At 62.3% G+C, this 24,788-nt stretch carries 21 protein-coding genes; 11 read left to right on the forward strand and 10 right to left on the reverse strand.

Translation table 11 applies throughout. The features are described from left to right. Positions 1–3 precede the first annotated feature (3 nt). Positions 4–1,218: an imidazolonepropionase gene (gene hutI / locus JQ553_RS31320; protein WP_212503923.1), complete on the reverse strand. Its 1,215-nt coding sequence runs from the start codon at positions 1,216–1,218 to the stop codon at positions 4–6. A gap of 98 nt (positions 1,219–1,316) precedes the next feature. Between hutI and JQ553_RS31325 the strand changes: the two genes are divergently transcribed. Beyond that, on the forward strand, positions 1,317–2,675 hold the full coding sequence (locus JQ553_RS31325; protein WP_212503924.1) for a formimidoylglutamate deiminase: 1,359 nt from the start codon (positions 1,317–1,319) through the stop codon (positions 2,673–2,675). Next, positions 2,672–3,409, forward strand: a complete 738-nt coding sequence (hutC, locus tag JQ553_RS31330; protein ID WP_212503925.1) for a histidine utilization repressor — start codon at positions 2,672–2,674, stop codon at positions 3,407–3,409. The genes JQ553_RS31325 and hutC overlap by 4 nt, the downstream gene beginning before the upstream one ends. A 100-nt stretch (positions 3,410–3,509) precedes the next feature. Here the strand turns inward: hutC and JQ553_RS31335 are convergent, their stop codons facing one another. From JQ553_RS31335 to JQ553_RS31345, 3 genes are all read right to left on the reverse strand, one after another. Further along, positions 3,510–4,550: an ABC transporter substrate-binding protein gene (locus tag JQ553_RS31335; RefSeq protein ID WP_212503926.1), complete on the reverse strand. Its 1,041-nt coding sequence runs from the start codon at positions 4,548–4,550 to the stop codon at positions 3,510–3,512. 116 nt (positions 4,551–4,666) lie between these two features. Beyond that, positions 4,667–5,509, reverse strand: a complete 843-nt coding sequence (locus tag JQ553_RS31340; RefSeq protein ID WP_212503927.1) for an ABC transporter permease — start codon at positions 5,507–5,509, stop codon at positions 4,667–4,669. Between the two features lie 14 nt (positions 5,510–5,523). Then, complete coding sequence (locus tag JQ553_RS31345) at positions 5,524–6,315, reverse strand: ABC transporter ATP-binding protein (protein ID WP_212503928.1); 792 nt, start codon at positions 6,313–6,315, stop codon at positions 5,524–5,526. Between the two features lie 1,141 nt (positions 6,316–7,456). On the opposite strand from JQ553_RS31345, the gene JQ553_RS31350 reads away from it, so the two are divergent. Then, positions 7,457–8,380: a cytochrome-c peroxidase gene (locus tag JQ553_RS31350; RefSeq protein ID WP_212503929.1), complete on the forward strand. Its 924-nt coding sequence runs from the start codon at positions 7,457–7,459 to the stop codon at positions 8,378–8,380. Further along, on the forward strand, positions 8,377–10,860 hold the full coding sequence (locus tag JQ553_RS31355; protein WP_312015217.1) for a two-component system VirA-like sensor kinase: 2,484 nt from the start codon (positions 8,377–8,379) through the stop codon (positions 10,858–10,860). Before JQ553_RS31350 ends, JQ553_RS31355 begins: the two co-directional genes overlap by 4 nt. Before the next feature lie 58 nt (positions 10,861–10,918). On the opposite strand, the gene JQ553_RS31360 is transcribed toward JQ553_RS31355, so the two are convergent. After that, on the reverse strand, positions 10,919–11,242 hold the full coding sequence (locus JQ553_RS31360; protein WP_212503930.1) for a hypothetical protein: 324 nt from the start codon (positions 11,240–11,242) through the stop codon (positions 10,919–10,921). 296 nt (positions 11,243–11,538) lie between these two features. Between JQ553_RS31360 and JQ553_RS31365 the strand changes: the two genes are divergently transcribed. Together JQ553_RS31365 and JQ553_RS31370 are read left to right on the forward strand one after the other, a co-directional pair. Continuing rightward, a complete protein-coding gene (locus JQ553_RS31365) occupies positions 11,539–12,264 on the forward strand; it encodes a response regulator (protein ID WP_212503958.1) in 726 nt (241 codons plus the stop codon). A 117-nt stretch (positions 12,265–12,381) separates the two neighbouring features. Then, the gene (locus tag JQ553_RS31370; RefSeq protein WP_212503931.1) at positions 12,382–12,780 is read left to right on the forward strand and encodes a DUF1127 domain-containing protein; all 399 of its coding nucleotides are present in this window, start codon (positions 12,382–12,384) and stop codon (positions 12,778–12,780) included. A 394-nt stretch (positions 12,781–13,174) separates the two neighbouring features. Here JQ553_RS31370 and JQ553_RS31375 read toward each other — a convergent pair whose 3' ends face one another. Continuing rightward, positions 13,175–13,354, reverse strand: coding sequence for a hypothetical protein (locus JQ553_RS31375; protein ID WP_212503932.1), 180 nt, complete (start codon positions 13,352–13,354; stop codon positions 13,175–13,177). Positions 13,355–14,375: 1,021 nt separating this feature from the next. On the opposite strand from JQ553_RS31375, the gene JQ553_RS31380 reads away from it, so the two are divergent. Then, positions 14,376–14,648 carry a DUF1127 domain-containing protein gene (locus JQ553_RS31380; RefSeq protein ID WP_212503933.1) on the forward strand — a complete coding sequence of 91 codons (273 nt, stop codon included), beginning with the start codon at positions 14,376–14,378 and terminating at the stop codon, positions 14,646–14,648. A gap of 5 nt (positions 14,649–14,653) precedes the next feature. Here JQ553_RS31380 and JQ553_RS31385 read toward each other — a convergent pair whose 3' ends face one another. From JQ553_RS31385 to JQ553_RS31395, 3 genes are all read right to left on the reverse strand, one after another. Further along, the gene (locus tag JQ553_RS31385) at positions 14,654–15,295 is read right to left on the reverse strand and encodes a hypothetical protein (RefSeq protein ID WP_212503934.1); all 642 of its coding nucleotides are present in this window, start codon (positions 15,293–15,295) and stop codon (positions 14,654–14,656) included. Between the two features lies 1 nt (position 15,296). Further along, positions 15,297–17,468, reverse strand: a complete 2,172-nt coding sequence (locus tag JQ553_RS31390) for a hydantoinase/oxoprolinase family protein (protein ID WP_212503935.1) — start codon at positions 17,466–17,468, stop codon at positions 15,297–15,299. Positions 17,469–17,586: 118 nt separating this feature from the next. Further along, positions 17,587–18,885 (reverse strand): hypothetical protein, encoded by a 1,299-nt coding sequence (locus JQ553_RS31395; protein WP_212503936.1) that lies wholly within the window; start codon positions 18,883–18,885, stop codon positions 17,587–17,589. 343 nt (positions 18,886–19,228) lie between these two features. Between JQ553_RS31395 and JQ553_RS31400 the strand changes: the two genes are divergently transcribed. The 4 genes from JQ553_RS31400 (at position 19,229) to JQ553_RS31410 (ending at position 23,225) form a co-directional block, all read left to right on the forward strand. Beyond that, a complete protein-coding gene (locus tag JQ553_RS31400; protein ID WP_212503937.1) occupies positions 19,229–20,062 on the forward strand; it encodes a phytanoyl-CoA dioxygenase family protein in 834 nt (277 codons plus the stop codon). Positions 20,063–20,318: 256 nt separating this feature from the next. Beyond that, a complete protein-coding gene (locus tag JQ553_RS35005) occupies positions 20,319–20,450 on the forward strand; it encodes a hypothetical protein (protein WP_283817304.1) in 132 nt (43 codons plus the stop codon). 4 nt (positions 20,451–20,454) lie between these two features. Next, positions 20,455–21,906: a GntP family permease gene (locus JQ553_RS31405; protein WP_212503938.1), complete on the forward strand. Its 1,452-nt coding sequence runs from the start codon at positions 20,455–20,457 to the stop codon at positions 21,904–21,906. A gap of 119 nt (positions 21,907–22,025) precedes the next feature. Continuing rightward, on the forward strand, positions 22,026–23,225 hold the full coding sequence (locus JQ553_RS31410; RefSeq protein ID WP_212503939.1) for an adenylate/guanylate cyclase domain-containing protein: 1,200 nt from the start codon (positions 22,026–22,028) through the stop codon (positions 23,223–23,225). 51 nt (positions 23,226–23,276) lie between these two features. Here JQ553_RS31410 and JQ553_RS31415 read toward each other — a convergent pair whose 3' ends face one another. Continuing rightward, positions 23,277–24,557: a matrixin family metalloprotease gene (locus JQ553_RS31415; RefSeq protein WP_212503940.1), complete on the reverse strand. Its 1,281-nt coding sequence runs from the start codon at positions 24,555–24,557 to the stop codon at positions 23,277–23,279. Positions 24,558–24,788: the final 231 nt, after the last annotated feature.

Consider the following 24,788-nt stretch of genomic DNA (forward strand, 5'->3'; position numbering starts at 1 on the left):
GGGTCATGTCGTCCGGCCTCGCCAGACGCGCGCATGCAAGGGATTGAAGCCCATCCGGTAGACCAGCTCTGCGGGGCGTTCGATGCTCCAGATTGCGAGATCGCAACGTTTGCCCGCCTCGAGGCTGCCGGTCTCGGCCGATAGCCCGAGGGCGCGGGCGGCCTCGCGTGTCACGGCGGCGAGGCATTCGTCGACGGTCAGGCGAAACAGCGTCGCCGCCATGTTCATCGTCAGCAGCAACGAGGTCAGCGGCGACGAGCCGGGATTGTTGTCGGTCGCGAGCCCGATCGGAACGCGATGCTTGCGCATCAGTTCGATCGGCGGCGCCTGCCGTTCGCGCAGGAAATAGAACGCGCCCGGCAGCACCACCGCGACTGTGCCTGCGCGGGCCATCGCTGCGATACCCTCTTCATCGGCATATTCGAGATGATCGGCCGACAGCGCGCCGAACCGCGCCGCCAGGGCCGCACCGCCGAGATTCGAGAGCTGGTCGGCATGGAGCTTGACGGGAAGATTGCATTCACGCGCGCGGGTGAAGACCTGGGCGGTCTCCTCCACGGAGAACGCGATTCCTTCGCAGAAGGCGTCGACGGCATCGACCAGGCCCTCGGCGGCAAGCTGTGGGATCATCTCGCAGACGTCGGCGATATAGGCCTTGGAATTGCCGGCCCGCTCGGGCGGCAGCGCATGGGCGCCAAGGAACGACGTCTGCACTGTGACAGGGTTATCGCGCCCGAGCTGCCGTGCGGCGCGGAGCTGCCGGCGCTCGGTCGCAAGCTCGAGCCCGTAGCCCGACTTGATCTCGATGGTCGTCACGCCCTCGGCGAGCAGGGCATCGAGGCGACGTTGCGCGCCGGAGACGAGCTCGCCCTCGCTCGCACGCCGCGTCGCCTTCACCGTCGACACGATGCCGCCACCGCGCCGCGCGATTTCCTCATAGCTTGCGCCCGCAAGCCGGAGCTCGAATTCCTCGGCGCGATTGCCGCCATGGACGAGATGGGTGTGGCAATCGATCAGGCCGGGCGTGATCCAGCGCCCCTCGCAATCGGTCCGCCGGGCCGCGTCGAGGCCGGTCGGTGCATCAGCCTTCGGTCCGGCGTAGACGATGATGCCGTCCTTGGCGGCGAGCAGGCCGTCCTCGACGATCCCGATGCCTTCGCGCCGGGGAGAAAGCGTGGCAAGGCGACAGTGATGCCAGACACGATCAGCGACAGTCATGACGATGGAAGCCCGCTATTCTCTGCGTCCGAACGCTTGGCATAGATGCCATTTGTCTATACATATTACCTGGCGACACGTCAATGTCGGAGACCAGATTGTACCAGCTCCATTTCAAGCAAGCTCTGCTGCCTGATGGATGGTCGCGCGACGTGCGATTGTCTCTCGAGAGCGGCCGTATCGCGTCCGTCGATACCGGTGTCACAGCGATCGGCACCGACGAGCGGCACGCAATCGGATTGCCGGGGCTCGCCAATCTCCATAGCCACGGCTTCCAGCGCGGCATGGCGGGCCTCACCGAGATTCGGGGCGCCTCCTCCGATAGCTTCTGGACCTGGCGCGAACTGATGTATCGCTTCGTCGGCCGCATGACGCCCGACGACGTCGAGGCAATCACGGCGCAAGCCTATGTCGAAATGCTGGAGGCGGGCTTCACGCGGGTCGGCGAGTTCCACTATGTCCATCACGATCCCGCGGGCGTGCCTTACGGCGATATCGCCGAGCTCGCCGGGCGCGTCGCCGCCGCCGCAAATGCAAGCGGCATCGGCCTCACGCTGCTTCCGGTGTTCTACGCCCATGCCGGCTTCGGTGGCCGCGCACCCGATCAGGGACAGCGGCGCTTCGTCAACAGCGTCGATCGATACGCGGATCTGGTGGCAGCTTCGCGGCGTGCCGTTGCAGGATACGACGGAGCCGTGGTCGGCATCGCCCCGCATTCGCTGCGTGCGATCACGCCAGACGAAATGGCGGCGATCTTGCCGCTCGCCGCCGGCGGGCCGATCCACATCCATGTCGCGGAACAGGTGAAGGAGGTCGAGGATTGCATCGCCTGGAGCGGGAGCAGGCCGGTGCAATGGCTGCTCGATCATGCGCCGGTCGATCGCAGCTGGTGTCTGGTGCATGCCACGCACATGACGGAGGAGGAGATCCGCGCGATGGCCGCGACGGGCGCAGTCGCGGGGCTTTGTCCGGTGACGGAGGCCAATCTCGGCGACGGCATCTTCAATGCGCCGCCATTCTGCCGCGCCGGCGGCCGGTTCGGTGTCGGCTCGGATTCCAACGTCCTGATCGGCGCGGCCGACGAACTGCGGCAGCTCGAATATTCGCAACGCCTGGCGCTGCGCGCGCGCAACGTGATGGCAACGCCGCACACCCCCTCAACCGGACGCGCGCTGTTCGACGGCGCGCTTGCCGGCGGTGCACAGGCGCTCGGCATCGCCGGTGGCCTCGCGGTCGGCTTTGCGGCCGACATCGTCAGTCTCGATGCCGACAACCCGGCGCTGGCCGGCCACTCGACCGACGCGATTCTCGACGGCTGGATCTTCGGCAGCCGACGTTCTCCTGTGGACTGCGTCTGGACATCCGGCCGCAAGGTTGTGACAAACGGCCGGCACCATCAGGTGGAATCGGTCGCCGCCGGCTTCCGCCGTCGGCTGGAGGCTCTGCTCGCGGAATGACTGCACCATCAAAACGAGGCGCCAACGCCGGGGTCGCGCTTTATCAGCGCATCCGCAGCGACATCGAAGGCCGTATCGTGTCCGGCGAATGGCCGCCCGGGCACCGGCTGCCGTTCGAGCACGAACTGATGGATACCTATTCCTGCGCGCGCATGACCGTGAACAAGGTATTGTCGGGACTCGCGGCGGCGGGCTTGGTCGAGCGCAAGCGTCGCGCCGGCAGCTTCGTGTCACGCCCGAAAGTCCATTCGGCCGTGCTGCAGATCCCCGACCTCAAGGCGGAAGTCGAAAGCCGCGGCCAACGCTACGGCTATGCGCTGCTTCAGCGGCAGAAACGCACGGCCACGCGCGAAGACAAGGCGCGGCTCGATCTGGACCTGCGCGCGCCGATCCTGGCGCTGCGTTGCCGTCACGATGCCGCCAAGCAACCATTCGCCCTGGAAGACCGGATCCTCAACCTTGATGCGGTGCCGGACGCAGCTCAGCAGGATTTCTCCGAGGTGCCGCCCAGCACGTGGCTGGTCGACCATGTGCCATGGACCGAAGCGGAGCACCGCATCTCGGCCGGCAACGCCGACGAGGCGCTGGCCGCGGATTTGAACATCGACGTGGGCACGGCCTGCCTCATCATCGAGCGTCGTACCTGGCGCAATGGCCAGCCGATCACGGCGGTCCGCCTCGTCCATCCGGGGCCGCTCTACGATCTGACCGCGCGGTTCACGCCGAGCGGCTAGAGCTCCGGTTCCGATTGAATCAGAACCGAAGCTCCGGATTCTTGCTTTGACGGGTTTTCTTCAGGCGAACCGGTATCCAATTCGCTCGAAAAAGCCATGGCTACTTGGCCTTCGCCGCCTCGACGAAGTGGTTGGTCCACAAATCGCCCTCGGACGTCTTGGCATCGAACTCCTTGCCGAAATTGGTGCCGACCTCCTTGGCGAAGGTCAGCGCATTCTGCATGCTCTGGACGTCGATCTTGCCACCGTCGGCGACTCCGCTGCGCATCGCCTTGAGCGCGGCCGTGATGGCCTGCGGTTCCGCCTTGGCAAAGAATTGCTTCTGAATCGCCTCGGCGGTTTGCTCCGGCTTGTCGACCGCCGCGGCGCTGGCCTCCTGCAACGCCTTCGCCGTTTTGGTGATGAGCTCCGTCGTCGCCGGGCTGATCGGCTTCTTGGCGACGAGCACGAGGTAGGGCTGGTTTGCCAGTAAGGGGAATTCGTCTCCGAGCGAAATCAGGACGACGCCGCTTCCCGCCTTCTCGGCCAGAAATCCTTCTGGCGGTGACAGCACGAAGGCGTCGATCCGCTTTGCTTCGAGGGCGGCCTGGACGGCGGTCGGATTGCCGACCTGCGCCACTTTGATGTCGGTCTTCGGGTTGAGGCCGCCCTTGCCGGCGAGCCAACGCGCAGCAATTTCTTGCGCGCCGGCAAGGGCGGTGGCGCCGACGAGCGCGCCCTTCATGGCGGCGAGCCGCTTCTCGAGCGGATCGGTCGTCTTTACGCCCGTGCGCTCCATGAGCGCGGGCGAGACGACAAGCTGGAGCGTGACTTTCGACATCAGCGAATAGACGATCTGGAAGGGTTGGCCCTTGGCCACGGCGCGCAGCATCGCGTCGGGGCCGACCGCCGCGAGTTCGATGTCGCCGGCATCAACGGCAGCGAGCGCCGAAGCGTCGCCGCCGGGCAGCGCCACGACGGTGGCGGTTAGTCCCTGCGTCTTGAACGTATCGAGCGCGCGCGCCGACCAGATCGGCAGGAAGCTCAAGGTCGGGGCGCCGAGCCCGATCCGCACCGTCTGCTGTGCCGTCGCCACCGTCGGCAGCAGCATCAGCGTGGCGCCGATCATGACCGCTTTCGCCAAACCCATGGTCGCGCGCATGAAAATCTCCCTGTTCCGGAACGTGATGCGATGCAATTTGAATCCTGTCGTACTCACCTATCCATTCGAGATGGTTCTCTCGAAGGAACGGTTCCGTTGTTTCCGATCATGCTCTCCTAGACGTCGATCGGGCCCGCGCCTGAAAGCGCGCGCCAGCGCAACAGGCGCCGCTCGAGCCGGCCGGCGAGAAAATTCGCGACGGTCACGAACGCCAGCAGGATCACGATGCCCGCGAACACGCCCGCGGGATCGTAGGTTGATGAGGCCTCGTGAATGAACAGGCCGAGCCCTTGCGCCGACGAGGTGAATTCGCCGACGATCACACCGATCACGCTGTAGGGGATGGCGAGCCGCATGCCGAGCATCACGAATGGCGCCGCAGCCGGCAGGAACACGTGATACGTGAGCTGACGCTGGTTTGCGCCCATCACCAGCGTGAGATTGACCAACTCGCGGTCGACGCTGCGCACGCCGGCGAACACGTTGTAGAACACCAGGAAGAACACCATGATCGAGGCGAGCGCGATTTTCGATCCCATCCCGATGCCGAACCAAATGATGAAGAGTGGCGCCAGCGCGATCTTGGGCACGCCGTAGAACGCCATCACATAGGGCTCGAAGATTCGAGCAAGCCGCGGCGAGCGGCCGAGCGTGTAGCCGCCAATCACGCCGCCCGCGACGCCGATGACGTAGCCGAGTACAAGCTCCTGGCCGGTGGTCCACAGATGCGGATAGATCTCGCCGGACATGAACAGCTCGTAGAGGCGCTGGGCAACCGCGGTCGGCTTGCTGACATAGATTTCCTTGATCAGCCGGCCGGACGCCCATTGCCAGAACAGTAGTAGCGCGATCCCGGGCAGCAGCTTCAACAACCATTGCAGCGGTCTTGCTGCGTTCGCGGCGAGACGTCGATGCAAGGGCGCGGTCCCCTCGGAGGCGTCATAGGCCAATTCGGTCATCGGTTTGCTCTCGGTCAATGAACGCGTCCGGTCTCGATCTGTGAGCGGAACTCGATCCAGACAGCGTCATAGGCGGCCTCGAAGCCGGGGTTCCGGAACGGCTCGAACATATTGCGTGGACGGGGCAGGTCGATCGGAATGTTGGCGAGCAGCCGCGACGGCCGCTGGCTCAGCACCACGACGTGGTCGGCGAGCAGCACCGCTTCGGTGATATCGTGGGTCACGAAAACGACGCTCGCGCCGGCATCCATCGACAGCGCCTGCAGGTCGCTCTGCATCACCATGCGGGTCTGTGCGTCCAGTGCGCCGAACGGCTCGTCCATCAGGATGATGTCCGGCCGATAGACCAGCGTGCGCGCGATCGAACCGCGCTTCTGCATGCCGCCGGACAATTGGTTCGGGAAATGCTGCTCAAAGCCCGTGAGACCGACCGATGCGAGCGCGTTCGCAACCCGCTCGCGTCGTTCACTGGCCGCAATCCCGCGCAGCAACAGCGGCAACTCGACATTCTCGGCGAGCGTCTTCCAGGGAAATAATTGGGCTTGTTGCGGCACGAAGCCGACTTCGGTGTTGATCTCCGTGACCTTGCGGCCGCGATGATGCACCGCCCCACGCGTCGGCGCCAGCAGGCCCGCCGCCATCTGCAATAGCGTGCTCTTGCCGCAGCCGCTCGGCCCGATCACTGCGACGAACTTGCCGCGGTCGACTTCGAAGCTGATCCCGTCGAGCACACGGACCTTGGTCCGTTGTCCCGGCGCCGGAAAGTCCTGCCCGATCCCGTCGAAGGCGAGTACGCGGTCGCTCATGCCGGCCATCCTCTATCCGAACATGTCTATACATAATCGAAGCCGCCAAAACGGGCAAGCCGGGATTGATGCGAAGATTTTCGCCTGGATGCCCACGATCTCATCAGTAACCGCACCTGCGAGAGGACCTGATTTCGACATGCATCTCCGCGTTGTGAGCGTCCTACGCTTTCATGAATGCGCCGCATCGGAGGCCGGGAGAAACTGTCCTCCAAACGTCGGTAAGCCGAACTGGCCGCGAAGGCTCTGCCGCAATTGCTCCAGGCAACGCGAGTCTGTGGAGTTGGCTCGATGGAAGCATCGACGTGCAAATATTGAGATTGCACAGGAAGCTTCAGTTCGCCGCGCGCTATCGGAGCCGGGCTGGCGTCGGGTACGTCCTTCACCTCGGGTGGAACCCACTCGGATTACGACAACATCGTGGTCGACATTGTTATCGCTGCAACGCTTTTACCGTGGCTGGCGACATTCACGTAACACCTGTGCTTCTAACGTTTCCTCCTCAATCGAGGAGTTGTGAATTGTCAAAAGCGCGAATACGGAGCCTCGGGTCGCGCGCAATGCATCCCGATCGCTCAGGTCCCGGCCTCGCTGTCCAAGCTGCTGGCAAATTCGAAGACGGATCCAATGTCGAACTCAGATCCGACGATAAGAAGCGGCCGACAGGCCCTCACGTCGGCTCGTCATGGTCCTCTGCATTGCTCTGGATGATGGACGGTTTTGCCGCTTGCGCGCTCGCGCATTACGCGGCAGCTGCCGACCCTCAACATCGACCACGCGTGCAGCCGATGCACCGCCGCCGCACCCCGGATGCGGGTTCTACCGGTCAGACCGCCGATCAGCCCTCGCTGCCGGCCAGGGTTCCGCGCATCCTGCGGCGGCTCCGACGGCCGCTGGCCAGCAACAGGCGACTTTAGGCAGAGTTCACGCAGACGTGAGGGTCGCTCCAGTCTCGGCATCGTGATGGATTGACGGCTTCACCGTCACCAAATCTTGCCGCCTGCGTGTTTTTGCATGCCACGCAGGTTTCTCACATCAACCGGATAACCACTATCACTGCCGAAGAAGCCAAATTCGCTTGAACCCCGCCCTCCAAACCAGATTTCTCCGACTCGCTCGCGCCGCGGTGCTTTGGATTTGCGTGCTGGCTCTCGCGGGCCTGCATTATTGGCCGGCGCTGCCACAAGGGGCCGAACGGCCCGCCGAGACCGCCAGTATCGCGGTCGACGAGCCGATCACGCCGATTCCCGAACCCATCTTGTCGGAACCGTTGAAGGTTAGGCTTGGCGAGCGACTCTTTAGGGACACGCGCCTGTCTCGCGACAATTCGCGCAGTTGCGCATCCTGTCACGACATCTCCGCCAACGGCGCGACGGGTAACCGGCTGGATCACGGGATCGACGGCACGACGCTTCCCCTCAACACGCCGACAGTGTTCAATTCGTCGTTGAGCTTTCGGCTTGGCTGGGAGGGACGATACCGGTCGCTGGACGATCAGACGGTGGCGCTGCTGCAAGCGCCGCACGTAACGAACATCACGCCCGGCGAAGTCGCTCAAAAGCTCAATTCGGATCCGGATATCCGAAACCAGTTCGTGGTCGCTTACGGCGGACGTCCCGATGCGGACAATATCGTGGATGCCATCGCAATGTTTGAGCGGACCCTGCTGACTCCGGGCAGCCGCTTCGACCAGTGGCTGAAGGGAGATGCAAGCGCGTTATCGCCGCTCGAGATGGATGGCTACCGGCTGTTCAAATCGCTCGGCTGCGTTTCCTGTCATCAAGGCGTGAATGTCGGTGGTAATCTTTTTGAGCGCCACGGCATATTTCACCCGTTGGCTTCACCGGAGCCGAAGCTTCTTCGAGTGCCTAGCCTTCGGAATGTTGCGACGACGGCTCCCTATTTTCACGATGGCAGCGCGCCAACCCTCGATGATGCCGTTCGCAGGATGGCCCTCGCCCAATTGAACTCGACACTGACCGACGGAGAGGTCAAGGCGATCGTCGCCTATCTTGGCACTCTGACCGGGGAATTTCGTGGCAAGTCCGTCGGAGCAGGCCCGTGAAACTTGCCGCGATGGCTGCCAAATTGCTCATCCTGCTATCGCTGCTCGCATGGCTTAGCAATCTGAGCCTGAATACCGCACGCTTCGACCGTGAGCTGCGGGCGCTCGATGATTTCTCGACATATGAACGCGGAATGAACCGCGAGGTGTTCACGGCGCGTGCGGGATTGTCGCGCAATTATGACCACCTGGCTCACTTGACCGACGCCTATGACAAGTCGCTCGAGCGGCTCCGCGAGGTGGCGCGCGAGGGGCCAAACGAAAGCGCTGCGTTCGAAGCGCTTGCCGCTCGCGCCCGCCGCCAGGACGACCTCGTTGAGAAGTTCAAGAGCAGCAGCGCATTGCTGCGGAATTCCTTCGCCTATTTCAGCTTGTTCGACGCGGACCTCGCCGCATCGGGAAACACTGAGGTTGCAACTGCCGCAAACCAGCTGTCTGCTGCCATGTTACGTCTGACGCTCGATACTTCGTCCGATCACGCGCGCGAAGTCAAGGAGGAGATCGATCAGCTTGCAGCGATTCGAAGCCCGTCGGAAGAGGCGGCGCCGATCCAGGCCGTGCTCGCGCATGGTGGCCTGTTGCACGACCTTCTGCCGGCGACCGATGCAATATTGAAGGCTCTGATAGCCGAAGCGAGCACGAGCGAACAGCAAGCGATCCGCTCAATGATCGCCGAGCGCCAGCGCTCCGCGCAATCGTCGGCGCGTCGATACAGTTTTCTCCTGTATATCTCTGCCGTGGCGCTGCTTGGTGTCCTGATCTATCTCGGTCTGCAGCTGAGGGCGCGCGCCGTAGCGCTGCGCCGGCGCGCCGAGTTCGAGCATGTCATCGCCAGCATCTCGACACGGTTCATCAAAATGCCGCATCACGAAATCGCGAACCGAATCGAAGAGGCGCTGGGAACGCTGGCTCGATACATCGGTGCCGACCGGGCCTATTTTTTGGTCCCGAGTACGCCGATGCAGGTTTATCGATGGTATTCCGACAACGTGGACTTCCCTCGGGGGTGGCCGGAGAAAGCGCTCGAACTCGCCTCGCGCTTTGATCTGGGCAAGGAGGGGGTCATCCACATTCACAAAATCAAGCCTTTGCATCCCTATGACACGAAGAACCTGCTTGTCGAGGCCGGGCTTCGGGGCTGGTTGTGCGTCATGGGTCCATTTCGACCGGGAAGCAGCGTGATCCTCGGCTTCGATGCGCTTCATGCCGGCGCTCTCACCCAGCATGGTGAATTCACACTGTTTCGCATGGCATTCGATGTCATCGCCAACGCCGCGCGCAGGGTCATTCTCGAGCGGGAGAAGGAGCGCCTGGAAGCAAGCTTGCAGCAGGCGAGGCGAATGGAGACGATTGGCGCGCTCGCCAGCGGCGTCGCGCACAACTTCAACAACATTATCGGTGCGATTATCGGACACACGGAAATGGCCGATGCGGAGGTCCGTCGTGGAGAAACAAAGGGAAGACACCTCGATCAGATTCGCCTTGCCGGCGAGCGGGCGCGCCAGCTCACCGATCAGATCCTGACGTTTGGACGCGGCCAGGGAAAGCGGGAGCAGGTATGCATCAGATCGCTGGTTGCGGAGACTGAGCGCTTGCTCAGGGCGTCGCTGCCCGCGCTCGAGCTGGAGTTCGTGATTGGGCAAATGCCTGAGAGTGCGCTCGTTGTGGCAGAGGCCGCCCAATTGCAACAGGTCTTTCTCAATATCTGTGTGAACGCGGCACAAGCGATGTGCGAGCGCGGCAGGGGCAAGATTGAAATCCGAATCGAGGAGCAAGTAAGGGACCGACCGCTTCGCATTCGTGGCAGCGAGATCGGTCCCGGTCGGTTCACGGTCGTCTCGATTTCGGACTCCGGTCACGGCATGGACCAAGCGACAATGGACCGGATTTTCGAACCCTTTTTCACCATCAGGCCCGAGGGCAATGGCCTTGGGCTTTCGACGGCGCATGAGACCGTCCTGGAGTATGGAGGAGCCATCGAGGTAACGAGTATCCTGGGGGCCGGTACGCGCTTCGACATCTGGCTTCCGTCGGCGGCTCCCGATGGCTCGACCGTTGTTCAGCATGCGCCTCCTCAGCTCAGCCGCGGAAGCGGTCAGACGGTGATGATAGTGCAGCCCGATCCATCAAGCCTGCTGCGCGACGAGGAAATCCTGGCGGCGCTTGGATACGAACCGGTCGGCTTCACTGAACCGTCGGAGGCAACGAAGATGTGCTCTGCCGATCCGGCGCGACTTGATGCCGTGCTGATATGCCCGCATGCGGGAACAGACCGGGCGCTGAGCCTGGCAGCTCAATTGCACAAGATCGCACCGTCCCTGCCAATCGTGCTTGCGACTCCGTCGGCGAGGGGCCTGGATCCGGCGCGGCTTGCGGCCTCCGGGGTGTCGGAGTTGCTTCACTATCCGTTGATGTCGTCGGCCGTGAGCAGCGTCATGTCGCGGTGCCTGGCGATCTCGGCAGCAGCGATGCCGCAATGATGCATCGGGCGACAGGCAAACGCGATCGCCCGACGAGATCAGCCTCATGGCCCCGCGATCAGCAGCCGCGACAGATGGTGATCTTGCGATCGAGGATTTCGTCCTCGCGCCTCAAGCCGAGTTCTAGGGGCGACAGCTCCGTCGTGGCCGGAATGTCGCGTATCCGTGGCTGCCGGTGACCGATCGGAGCTCGATCTCTCGAAGATATGACCGTCGCTTCGTCGACATTCTGACGAAACACGGAATCAAACGTGACGTTAGGAGACTCGCCGATGACGTCGGCGGGCGCTGATCGGGTCGCGCCGACGTCATCTGCGGCATGGACGATCGAGCTTGATAGAGCCAGCATGACAAGGACAGTCGTCGCGCTCGATATCGGCATTTTGATCTCTCCTGATTGTAACCTTTTGTGCGACACGCGTTGCGTCACCAATCAGGATAGTGGTCTCACGCTACGTCTCGATGTCGCGCGCGACATATCGCACTACTCTTGAAACCGAGACTCGATCTAGCGCAGGACGCAGAAACTCTCACAGCCATTTGAACCTGTTGAACCTGACGTAGTGAGACTGGTTGCGCTATCTACGTTGCGTGGACTTCGATTGGACCAGGCATCATCTAGCCGAGCAGAAGCTGGCCGCTCATTTTCGATTTGGCTTGAAGGCTTAAGCGATGGAGATGATCGAGAGTGCAGGCCACATCATCGTTGTCGACGACGACGCGTCGGTACGTATGATGCTGACGAGGTTTCTGGAGGAACACAGCCTTCCCGTGAAGGGCGCGTCAAATCGGGCTGAGCTGAGCCGTCATCTTGAGAGCGCCGAGCCCGGCCTGATCGTGCTCGATCTCCGGCTTGGTCAGGACGACGGCTTGGATGTCCTGAGAGATATCCGTTCGAGCTCGGATGTGCCCGTCATCGTCATGACCGGACATCGCTGCGATGAAATCGACCGGATTGTTGGACTTGAGCTCGGGGCAGACGACTACCTTGTGAAGCCCTTCAATCCGCGGGAGATGCTCGCCCGCATCCGTGCAGTGTTGCGGCGACAGGAGATGGGACGGACCGCACGGGCCCGTGATCCGGAGCGGGGTGGCTACAGGTTCGGGGGCTGGAGGCTGGAGCGCCGTGGACGCAAGCTGTTTGACGCCGGCGAGGCACAGGTGCCGTTGAGCAAGGGTGAATATGCGCTGCTGGTCGCCTTTCTGAGGGCTCCGCAGCGGCCGCTTTCGCGGGAACACCTGCTTCAAGCGACGCGGATTCATGAGGATATTTTCGATCGCAGCATCGACGTTCAGGTCCTTCGGCTCCGGCGGAAGCTGGAGACATCTCCGAGCGCGCCGCGGGTGATCGTGACCGAGCGGGGGGTTGGGTATCTGTTCGCCCTCCCGGTCGAGCCTTACTGAAAATGACCAAACTGCAGCGTCCTGGATTACAGATGTAGTGCTATTTCCATTATCTGAGACAGCGCCGTAGCCGGCAGGCCGCAAGCTCTCCGCATCACCTCAGTGGAGAGCTTCAAAATGCATTGGCGACAATCGCACTACGACATCCACGGCATCAGCATCGCGCGGCGACGACAGCGACCACGCCTGGTCGCACGGCACATGATTGCAGGAATCGCCGCATTCCTGACGAGAGTGAAGCAGGCGATCCAAACCGAGTTGGCGATCCGCCGTGCCGTAGCCGAACTCTCTGAAATGGATGACCACATGCTCCGCGACCTCGGACTCCGCCGATGCGAAATCGCGGGCTGGATGCGCTGGCCGCAAGCAATTGTCGGAGCGGACGATGCGTCGATCTTCTCGGATAGGACCGCTCGACGAAATCCGGATTTGCCGACCATAAGCTCCCCCCTCATTGCCGGCGGGGAACGGCCCGAGCAGGAAGTGCGCGAACTGCACTCCTCGTGGTGGGAATAGAGCATGAGCGCGTAGGGTTTCCGTCGCGGCAAACGCGTAGCGTTTGCGCGGAGATCATGCTTGGGCAAAGGGCTAGAGCGCGATGATGGTTCATCCTCATCTCGTCGCGCTCTGGTGGCCCGCGGCAGCTATGAGACCGCGCTGCCGATTTCGATGCGGTCTTCTCGGGCACTCGCGGTGGAAGCGGGGATGCCGAAGATCGGCGCTGCAATCAATCGAGCCAGGAGCCGGGCGGACGTTCGTTGATCATGGGCGAGCCGTGAATATCAATGTTCGCGGCCGTCCCGCGTCAGCAGGCCGCGTTCGCGCGCGGGCGATTAACTACCACTATCGCGGCACGGGACGTGACAGCAACGCAGTTGAAGAGAACTTGCGTAGAAGTCTTCGCCGAGATCTACGCGGCCGCGTCGACGGTCGCAATCACGGTCCGCATATCGGAAGCCAGCTCGCGATAGCGCGCACCAAGCCGCACATATAGTTCGCGTTTGCTCCCATCCACCGCCCGGTTGGCGATCAGCTCGCATTCGGCAGCAAGGGTCTCAAATCGTTCCAATTTGGCTTGGAATGCGGACATGGGCGGGCCCCGAAACTATTACTGAGGGACCCGCCACGCTACACCATTGATTAGGTCTCAAAGAACATTGTTATCGGATAGAACTATTTTTGTTGGCCGGGATGCTTCGAGCCCCCACGACGGATTGCGCGGCGGGAGGGGCGCAAACGGTGGCCTCGGCGATCATGCATTCCGCCGGGCCGCTTCAGATTGATGGTCGCCAATCCGGACGTCATCGCTGCGGTATCATCGTGTTCGGCCGCGCCACCCCTATACCAGGCGATCTAAGACCAGAGGTATATTTTCCCTGACCAGCCGATAGGTAATTCTTCCCTTTATGAGGGAATCGCTCGATGACGAACTCTCCGAAGGGCTGACCGTTCGGGTCTGGTCGGTCATCTTCGTTGTCAGCTGGATCGCTCTCGTCGCCTGGTTGTTCGGATGATGTGTGCCGCGCAGGCGAACAGACCCGCTCTGGCCGGAAGGATCTTCGCGTAGTCGCTCTCGCGCAGCGCGAAGCCAGCGAGAGTCCACCAATTTGGCTACACCAAAAAAGGTAGATTTCGCGAGCGCGGTCTACGAGCTATTTCAGGGTGGTGCCGCCCCTCTTACCGGCACTCAGCACCCCAAACGGCCTCAGCACGTCCCCCGCTGCTGAGGCCGTTGTCACAGGCAAAGGCCATCACTCCGTGGCCAAATTTGTTGAGCGCGACCTGCCTTACATCTATCGCGGGCGCCGACGGGATCGGAAAGGCCAGCGCTGCCGCGTGCTGACCCGTGGCAACAGGAGTAGTTGCCTGGTCGAATTCGCGGATGGCTTTCGAATGATGACTACGCGGGATTCGCTTCGACCTTGCTCAGTTGCGCCTCCCAAAACAAAGATTTAGTCGCCGCCCGGCGGCGTCATGGACCAGGCGATAGCCCATGTCGCGGAGCGTGAAGAAAAAAGCTGCCGATGAGGAAAATGTAAGCCAGCCGTCAAGCGCGCCAATACGCGTGCTGGCAATCTCGCCGGTGAACAGTCCAGCGCAGGACACACCGCATGAGCACGATCCACGGCACCACGGAGTTCGGACCGGCAACCGCAAAACGGCCGGTCTACAGTCCGCTCGAACCATATTGGGATGCATTCCAGGAGTGGCGCAAACGCGGGAGGCTGCGAAGCCAGCTGTGCCGCCTGACCGACAGCGAACTGGCGGATATCGGCGTCACGCGCGGTGAGATCGACTACATCGTCTCAAAGCAATCCATTGATCCCACCGGCTTCCGCTCCTGCGGGGCAGGGGTGGCCAAGAATCCAGAGCCTCGGTCCTGATTCAATCAGAGCCGATCATGCTCTGGAGCGACGGCCGGCCATACCACATAGTCCAGCAGCTTGGGATGGCAGGGCAGGCCGAGCAGTGTTTGCGCGAAGGAGCCGGCCGCGATCTCGCTAAGTGCTGAGATCCCCGTGGACCATCGCCATCGGCCTATTTGAAGCAATGTGGCCTGATACCGTCTTGCTATCGGTACGTCGGGTCGGGTCGCTTCGGCATGATGGTAAAGTTCGTGGGCGACGAAGACATCTTGCGCTGTTGCCCCGCGAAGTAGCCGGGTGGCCAGGCCGCCGGCAAGTACCTGTTCAAGCGGGGCAAGCCCCTGTGTGTAGAGCACGATCCGCGATGGCTTCGACCGATATTCGGCGAACCGCCAGATCGAGCCGACCAAGGGATCGTCATCGCTTGCCATGACGGCCACCTGGAGCTGGCGCGCGATGTCGCGAGGGGATAGCTCAGGAAAGCGCCGCCGCACGCTCCTCGCGGTCGCCGCGCCATCGGCCAGCGCTGCGGAAACGGCGGCGATTTGCGTCTGATCGTCCAGGCGTTTGGCGTGATGGTCGGCCCTTAGCATCAACAATCCAACCGTCTCGGGCGACGCGCTCATGATCTCGCCGAACGGCCGGTCGCTTGCCGCGCGCGTCATCCTACAAACCTCGCGACGGCGGAATGCCGATCAACGCGACGGAGGCGTCCGCGGTTAGTCCATCGAGTTCGCCGCGGGTGACGGCCACGGCCTGATCGATCGAGTTGACGCCGGACAGGTCGATCAGCTGGCCGCCGACGATGACGAAGATATCGGGCGTGATTGTGCTGTCGCCATTATAGATCGTCGTGTCTTCCCAGAGCCGCCGGAGGCCGTCGAGCGCCGTCTGTGCCGAGACCGGGCGAACCACGCTGTGGCTGCGTTGCACGCGAATGACGCCGTCGAGATCGATCGCGCGCACCGGGCTGCGGCGCTTCTTGAAAATACCCCAACTGCGCTCCTCCACCTCGCCTTGGAAAACACGGATGCGCGGCGTGGTGGCCGCGAGCGCGACCCGCTCGAGGCTGACGCCCATCGCCTTCGCCGCGATTTCCCGTGCCTCGGTTTCCCCAACTTCGTCCTTGCGCTGGCGAGCGCGCATTTCCGACGCCCCCATCGCGGTGGCGCGCACTCGATGGGTGTTTGGATCGACCTCGATCGTTACTTCGACACCTTCGGGTGCAGCGCCAAGCCTGACCACGGCTTCGAGAGCCTCCCGCCGGATCCGCTTGATGTCCTCTGGCTGGGCATTGGGGATGATGCGCTCCACCACGTCTCGCACCAGTGCCAGCGCAACACCAATGGAGGAGATCACCTCGGCATCCCTGGATATCTCGTGGTGGAGGCCGGTGCGGGTGGAAGCATGGGGTATCAAGGCCGCGGCACCGCCACCCTCGCCGACAAGCAGGGCTTGATCGCGATCGAGCTTATATTCGGCGATGAGGTCGTCGACGACGGGGATCACCTTGTCGGTAGCGATGTCGAGGATAGCGCGCGCCGTATCCTCAATCGACTTGCCGGTAAAATCGGCGAGGGCCGCCATGGCGCGCTGTGCCGACTCCTTGTTGCCGCTGGCGTGCAAGCCGGGCTTTGCGTAGCCGAGAATGTTGGCCGCGCAGGTATTGGTGATGGCATAACGGGTACCGTTGGCCGAACGTACCGCCACATAGTCGGCGGGATCGTCAGCCTTCGGCTGGAAGAACTCGATTTTGGGATCAATGATGTCTTCGGGTCTGGCAAAGGCGGCGTAGGGCAGTCCGGCTATGTGGGCGCTTCGCGGGCCGACATCGACCAGCTTGCCGTCACGCGCGCGGACCATGCTGCCGCCGGCAATACCGATGACGCGAACGTCAAGCGAGCTGACATAGGTCTCGTGACCGCCGACGCGCGCATATTTGACCGTCGGGCGTCCGTTCCGGATCACTCCGATATTGGTGCTGGTGCCGCCGACCTCGAAGTAGATGCCGTCGGACACGCGCAGATACATCAGCGCGCCCGCGACGCTCGCCGCGGGGCCGGACAGCATGGTCATAACCGGGCGGCGTCGCATTTCCTTGATGTCCATGACGCCGCCGTCGCCGCGCATGATCATCAGCGGTGCCTTGATGCCGGCCTCGCGGACGCTTGCTTCGGTCATGGATGCGGTATCGATCATTTTCGGCAGGATGCTGGCGTTGATCACGGCGGTGCGCGTCCGCGTGGTCAAGCCATAGAGCTTCGTGATCTCGTTGCCGCAGGTCGCAGCCAGGCCGGCCTCGACGACCAGGCGGCGCACGGTCTCCTCGGCCTCGTTGTCATCGACGCCGAAGGCCGAGCTGGCGACGACGACCTTGGCGCCTTCGGCCTTGAGCCGGTTGATCGCGTTGTTGACGGTCTCGTCGGTCAGGGTTTCCTTGGTGAGAAAGCAGTTGGCCGGCGTAAGATAGCGGCCCGGCGCGAGTTCGATCGGCTTCATGGCGCTCTGACCCTTGGCCAGCAGCGACTCCACGCGGGTCGACATTCCGATTACGCCGACATTCGCGACGTCCCCTTCGAGCAGGGCATTGGTCGCCTGGGTCGTCGAGTGGGCCAGGAAGATGACTTCCCCGGGATCGACACCTGACTGCTCCAGCACGTTGCGAAAAACGTCAACGACGCCCTTCGCGACACCGCGTGGATCGGAATGCGTGGTCAGCACGGAGAACCGCCCGACCACCTCGTGGGTTGCATTGTCGATCAGGACAGCCTTGGTAAACGTCCCACCCACATCGATGCCGATGCGATAAGCCCGGACAGGCACAGTCGGTTCGGTCAACGTATTATTGTCCTTCCATAGCGTTCTCGAGCGAAGTGGACGTCGGTTCGCGCGAAGAAAACGCGTCGAAACAAGAATCCAGAGCTTCGGCTTCGATGCAATCAGAGCCGATAACGCTCTAGTTGAGCGACCCAAGCATCAGATAGCAAATCAGGGAATTGAGCGCGACCATCAGACAGCCGAAGGGCAGCGCGGTTTTCAGGAACTCCCCGTGGCTGACCTTGGTCTGTCCGATCGTCCAAAGCGTCCACGAGTTTGTCGGGTCCATGCTTCCCTGGAGGATCGTCGGTGCGAGCCAGATCGAATAGAGATAGGGAATCGGGATATCCTTGTTGGCGAGCACAATGGCCAGCAACGCCGCCCCTGTTCCGATCACGACCAACGGCCCGCGGTAGATGCTCCCGATGCCCCCCAGCACACCGAAGAAGATAGCGGCTTGCAGCGGCGTATGGGGCAGGACCGGTGCGAAGATGGGCTTTAAGGCATTGGCGACCTCAGGGGTCTGGCCGGCAACGATGATCATTCCGCAGATCGTCCATAACGCGGCCATGGTGGCGACATCGGGGAACGCGTCGGAAAACGTCTTGTTGAAGAGGTTGATGCTGCCCTGAAATGTTCGATCGCGTCCCGTCAGCACGAGTGCGAGCACGATCGAGACCAGAAAAGTCGGGATGATTTCCCATTTCAGGATCATGATCATGAGCACGGGAAACACCGGCACAATGTATGTGTAGTAGGGCGTCCGCTTGCGGACGGTGGCTTCGCCGGAATTGGCGACGTCCACAGAGGCCAGCCGACGAACGCCACCGTTCCTCAAGTAGACGAATTCCAGAAGCCACGCCGCCAAAATGTAAACGCACATGCCGACGATCCAGTACGTCAGGTACGGCGCTTCATATTTGAGGCCGGGAAACAGTTTTTGAAATGTGCCGAACTGAACGAGGTTGATGAAAGTGCCGGCCCCGATCCCCATCGTGAACGCGGGCGCCGCGACGTAAGGCGGGATGCCCTGGCCGAGCATGATCGGCAACGCGATGATTCCGATCGCGATCGCGGCGCCCACTCCGTACATCGATGTGAACAACAAGGCGGTCACCAGCGTGACGATCATCGCCGTGATCAGCGGCCGATCGCCTGCGAGTTCCACGGCAGAGCGGATCACGCTCTCGGCTATGCCGGTCTGGATCAGCACCTGTGCAAACCAGGCGCCGAACACGATGATGATCACCGCGCTGGCATAGGCGACGCCGCCGGCCTGAAGGATTTTCTTTTGAATGTCGTCGATGCCGATGCCTGCGATGGCCGACCAAAGCACCGCCAGGATGAGCAGCATAATGATCGGGCTTTGCCCCCGGATGATCAAAATGACGACGGCCAGAAATGCAACGAGCAGCGCAATGCCTGTCCCAAAATCCATGTCGCTTCCTTCCCCGTTTCGCCGGCCGCTTTTCGAGATCGGCCTTTTGCGAGAAACAAGTCTGTCATAACGAATGGAGGCTGGCGAGACCAACTGCTTGCAGACCAATGTTCTCCGTGTTCGTGCGGTGCTGGCAGTTGCGTCGCATCAATCGCCGCAGTTGAGGCGCAACCCACGCGGGTTGATTCAATTCCCGCAATCCGTCGAGCGGCGCGACGCGCTGCACCGGAAACGCGCGGCTGTTGCGCCATCGGCGCTTATTGACAGCAACCCGATGGCAGGCCCACTCTCGCCGTAGTTCCGTTGCCGGCGGCAACCAAAAAAAGAATAGCGGAGGACATGAATGACGAAAGTGCTGAGCGAGAGCGAGGTCGCGAACTATCGCGAGCGCGGCTACCATTTCCCGGTCGACGCCCTGAGCGCGAGCGAAGTCGCCGAATTTCGCGGCAAGCTCGAGGATTATGAGGCGAGGAGCGGCGGCCCGATCAAGGGCGAGATGCGCCATCGCAGCCACGTGCTGTTTCCCTGGATCAACGACATGATCCGTCATCCCAAAATCCTCGATGCGATCGAGGATGTATTGGGGCCGGACATCCTTTGCTGGAACACCAGTTTCTTCATCAAGGAGCCGCGCGATCCCGGTTTCGTGTCGTGGCATCAGGATGCAACCTATTGGGGACTGAGTTCGTCCGATGTGGCGACGGCGTGGATCGCGATGTCCCCGGCCAACAAGGTTTCCGGCTGCATGAAGTTCGTGGCGGGGACCCACAAGCAGCAGGTCAAGCACGAGGATACGTTCGACCAGAACAACCTGCTGACCCGCGGTCAGGAAATCGCCGTTGACGTGGACGAGTCCGAGGCCGTTTTTGTCGAGTTGAAGCCCGGTCAGGCTTCACTGCATCATGTGCTGCTGTTCCATGGATCGGAGCCCAATCGGTCCGATGATCGGCGGATTGGACTTGCGATCCGCTACATTCCGACCCGGCTGAAGCAGGCGGTAGGGCAAAGGGATTGGGCGACGCTGGTGCGCGGCAAGGACACCTACCGTCACTTCGAGCCGGAGTATGTGCCGAAGCACGATCTCGAGCCCGAGGCGCTCGCGTTTCACAAGGCGGTCACTGAAGAACAATTGCGCGTGCTCTATCGTGGTACCGACAAGACGGCTTATCGCGCCTGACCTCAGCGCGATCATCCCGTGGGCGAGAACGGACCGGGCCTCAAGGCGCGGTCCGCTTCATTTTGACATTTTGACGACACGGCGACGGATGGCGCAGATCTCCTGTCGACCACACAGGTCTATCTCGCATGCTCGGGCTATTTGCGAGATAGTTGGGCGTGCTAAGCTCGACGCAGAACTTGGAGCATGATCCGGAATAGTGTGTCGCGGTTTTCCCTCGCGACAAACGCCTAGCCGTTTGCGCGGAGATCAAACCATGACCGACAGCCCGTATCCGCGGACATCAACTAATCGGCTCAATGAGATTTCATTCAATTCTTCGCCGGCAAAGGAGCTGGGGATGATGCGTTCGACGGCCGACCTCGAAATCCTGTTTGAGGAGTTCTGAGGCCATGGGTCTTCTCGGCATACTTGTCGGGCTTGGTCTGCTGATCTGGCTTTCGTTCCGCGGCTGGAGCGTCCTGTTGCTCGCGCCGGTCTGCGCGCTGGTTGCCGCGGCCTTCGGCGGTCAGCCGCTGCTCGCCAACTGGACGCAGACATTCATGACCGGCGCGGCAGCATTTCTTGCACAATTCTTTCCCATCTTTCTGCTCGGCGCCGTATTCGGGAAGCTGATGGACGACAGCGGCGCGGTTACCGCTGCTGCAGGCTTCATCACCCGCTGTCTGGGCGAGCGCCGGGTCATGCTCGCCGTCGTGCTCGCGGGCGCCTTGGTCACCTACGGCGGCATCAGCCTCTTTGTCGCATTCTTTGTTATCGTTCCGATGGCCCAATCTCTTTTTCGCAAGGCGGACATTCCCCATCGTCTCGTGCCGGCGGCGGTCATTCTCGGGACCTCGACCTTCACCATGTCGGCCCTGCCAGGCACACCGTCGATACAGAACGCAATACCGATGCCCTTCTTCGGCACGACGCCCTTCGCCGCGCCGGGCCTCGGCATTTTGGCGTCGATCATCATGCTGTGCGTCGGGCTGTGGTGGCTTCTGCGCGCAGAGAGAGCGGCGCGAAGTTCGGGTGAGGGCTATGGCGACACGCAGCAGACGGTTGCCGAAGATCCCGACGAGCAGCTCTTGCGCCAGCGCGCGACGACCTCGCGGGACTTCGATCCGGCGGAACTTCGCCATGGCTACCACAGCAAGGACGCGGTCCCGGTTTTCAGCGCCCTCGCTCCACTGGTCGTCGTGTTCGTCGTCAATCTCGTGATGTCGTTCCTGGTCCTGCCGCGGCTTGATTTCTCTTTCCTGGGCGAACAGCGCTGGGGGAACACGTCGCTCTCTGCGGTGTCAGGCGTCTGGTCGGTTGTCGCTGCATTGACGGCGGCGATCGTGACGGTGATCCTGTGCAACTGGCCGCGGCTGCCTGCGCTGCGCCAAACCATGGACGCCGGCGCCAATGCGTCCGTCCTGCCCGCGCTGAGTGTCGCGAGCCTTGTCGGATTTGGCGCGGTTGTCGCCTCGCTTCCCGCTTTCGGCATGGTGCAGGACTGGGTGCTGCGGATCGAGGGCGGGCCGTTGGTATCGCTTGCCGTCGCCACGAACCTGCTTGCGGGGCTTACAGGGTCGGCTTCCGGCGGCCTGACAATCGCGCTGGATGCGCTGGGCCAGACCTTCATGGACGTTGCAGCGCGGGAGGGAATTGCTCCCGCACTGTTGCATCGTGTGGCAGTGATCGGCTCCGGGACCCTGGACATTCTGCCTCACAACGGCGCGGTCGTAAGTTTGCTCGCGATCTGCGGTCTGACGCATCGCCAGAGCTATCTCGACATCGTGATGGTCGGTATCGTGAGCTCGATTTGCGCGCTCACCGCGCTGATCGTCATCGGCTCGCTATTCGGCTCGTTTTGATACCGAAGGGAGGCGGTTGATGCGTCGGCGGGCGGGCCTGAAACGGCATTGACGCCCTCGAGCGGAAACACGACATATCCTGATGCCGCCGGACCCTGCTCACTGCTGAGGAGCAACACATGAACGCGCCGTCAAACATCGATGCTGTCACCACGCCTTCCGACAGCGACGTCGTGCACTGGCTGACAAACCACACGCGCGATGAGCGCTTCATCGACAATATCTTTGCCGAGCTTTGCGTCCGGCTCCAGCGGGCGGGCATTCCCCTCAAGCGGGCGTCGCTGCATCTCCTGATTTACCATCCGCAGTGGCTTGGCGCCCGGATCATGTGGTCCGACGGGATGCACGAGGCCGAGATGGAGAGAGTGGACTACGATGTCAGGGGGCGATCCGAGTACATCGGCAGTCCCGCCAACGAGATCCATGACGGCGCCGGCGAGGTGCGCGAGAATCTCGAGCGCGATGCCGCGCTGGGCCGCAAGCACGCGCTCTATGACGAGATGCGGGCCAAAGGCCTGACCGACTATGTGGCATGGCCGCTTTACCATACGCTCGGCAAGCGGCATATCGTGACCTTCGCAACCGACCGGCCCGGCGGCTTCACTGAGGCGCATCTCGCCAACCTGGCGCGCTTGTTGCCGGTCCTGGCGCTGGTCAGCGAAATCCGCATGAAGAACCGGTTGGCGCGAACGCTGCTCGAGACCTATGTCGGGTCGCATGCCGGCGAGCTTATCCTGGCCGGCGCCACGAGGCGCGGAGCGGGGACGACAGTCCGCGCCGCCATCATGATCTGCGACCTGCGCGACTTCACCAAGATCTCCGACAACTGGCCGCGCGATGATGTCATCGATCTCCTGAACGGCTATTTCGACGCGATGTCGGAGCCCATTGCGCGACACGGCGGGGAAATCCTGAAGTTCATCGGCGACGGTTTGCTCGCCATTTTTCCGCTCAGCCAGCCGCAAGCCTGCGCAAATCTGCTGAAGGCCGTGGCCGAAGCCCGTCAGTCCATGATTGCCCTGAACGAGGAGAACGGCAAGACCGGCCGCGCGCCGCTCAATTACGGCATCGGCATCCATGTCGGAGATGTGATGTACGGCAACATCGGATCTCGCAGCCGGCTCGATTTCACGGTCATCGGCCCCGCGGTCAACATGGCTTCGCGTCTCGAAGCCCTCACCAAGCAATTGGGAAGACCGGTGCTGCTGTCCCGCGCGTTCGCCGACTTCGTCAAGGACGATTTCGATCTCGAACGCATCGGCGAACATGCGGTGCGCGGCTTTAGCGACCCGATCGAGCTGTTTGCCTATCACGGCTGAATCTGAACATATCGCCGGGCGGCGACCCAGCTCCTGCGAGCGCCACCGCCGTCACGGCTGGAGCTGGACCAGCGTCTCGCAGGGAATGATGATGTTGTTGGCCTGCACGGTCGGATTCATCAGGAAGCCAGTGTTGTTCTTGGTCGTGATGTGATCCAGGCCCAGCGCATGTCCGATCTCGTGCGCGGGCACGATGTTGGTGTTGGCGCTTCCCGGCGTCATGGGGTTGAACCACAACATCCGGTTGTCGGGATCGCCGCGCCCGGCGACGATTGGATCTATGTCGTCGATGAATTGTGCCGAGATGAACATGGTGACCGCCGCCGGATTGGTGACGAGCGGCTGGAGATCGTCAAACCGGAAGTCCTGTGTCGTCGTCAGCGGGCCGATGCCGGAGCGGATGCTCAGTTTCTTGTTCGGATCGATCGTCACCACCCGGCCTTCGGTCGTCACGGCGTCGACGATGCGGCTCGTGCCCGATGTGAAGGTCAGGTTGGCCTGATTGTCGTAGATCCGGCTGACGACGCTGGCGACGGCCCGCTGTGTCGCGATCATCAGGCCGTTGGCGAGCGGCGCCCGGCCGAGATGAACCACGTCGATCGGGATCGTCGACGCCTTGCGCACCAGCAGGCGAACCGGGATCGGCCCTCGCTGGCCTTCGACGATCACGCTCAAGTCGGCCTCGCCCTCCAGACGTCCGATCACCGTGACGGTGTCGCTGGTCTGTTCGACGATCTCCGCCCTGGAGCTTTCGAGGGCAAATCCCACCGCGGCGTTGTTTGTGCCCTTCACCTTCAGCTTCCGCGTCTTGCCGATCGGAACCATCTGGCGCACCGGTGCGAGACCGTCGAATGCCGACCACGCGTTGCCGACCAGCCTGAGCCGTGCGGCGCTGAAGCCGCGCGCATCGCAGGGCCCGAAGATCGGGCCATCAGGCGTAATCGTCACGTTCACGTCGACGCCGCCGCCCTTGCGCCGGTTGAACATCAAACGCATGCGCTTGATCGTATTCTTTTCCGGATCGACGCGGCCGTCATGCAGCAGGCCGGGCTGGGCTTTCTGAAACACCAGGATCGCGTCGATCACCGACTCCATGGCGTCAGGCGTGTTGGTGAGGTCGTTGATATCGAGCGTTCCGTCGGCTCCGCCGTCCTGCGGCGCGATGCCGTTCAGCAGCGTCTTGATCACGAAGATGTCGTCGGGCTGGTTCTTGCCCTTCAGGCCCACGGATTCCGCGATCGAGAAGCCGATCACGTTGACGGGTTTCAGGTTGATCACCATGACACCCTCCATCCGCTGGTCGCCCGGATCAGGCGCGCCCCGCGCTCTCATCGATAGGTCTCGGCCGGCCGGTTTCAGGTTCAAAAGGATCTCGCATGCATCCTCGGCCGGGCGCATCACGGCCGGCGTCGGACGCAGCCCTGACAATCGGAGATCACAGCCACACTGAACAGGCTTGGTGCGCAGTGAATGCGAAGAGGCGACGGTGTGGGCCGTCATCGCCGGCTCGCCAGGAAGCGTTACACCCGTAACGCGTTTTCACGCTCCATCCACCGAACCTGA

The organism is Bradyrhizobium lablabi (genome assembly GCF_018131005.1).
Classification (GTDB): Bacteria; Pseudomonadota; Alphaproteobacteria; order Rhizobiales; family Xanthobacteraceae; genus Bradyrhizobium; species Bradyrhizobium lablabi_D.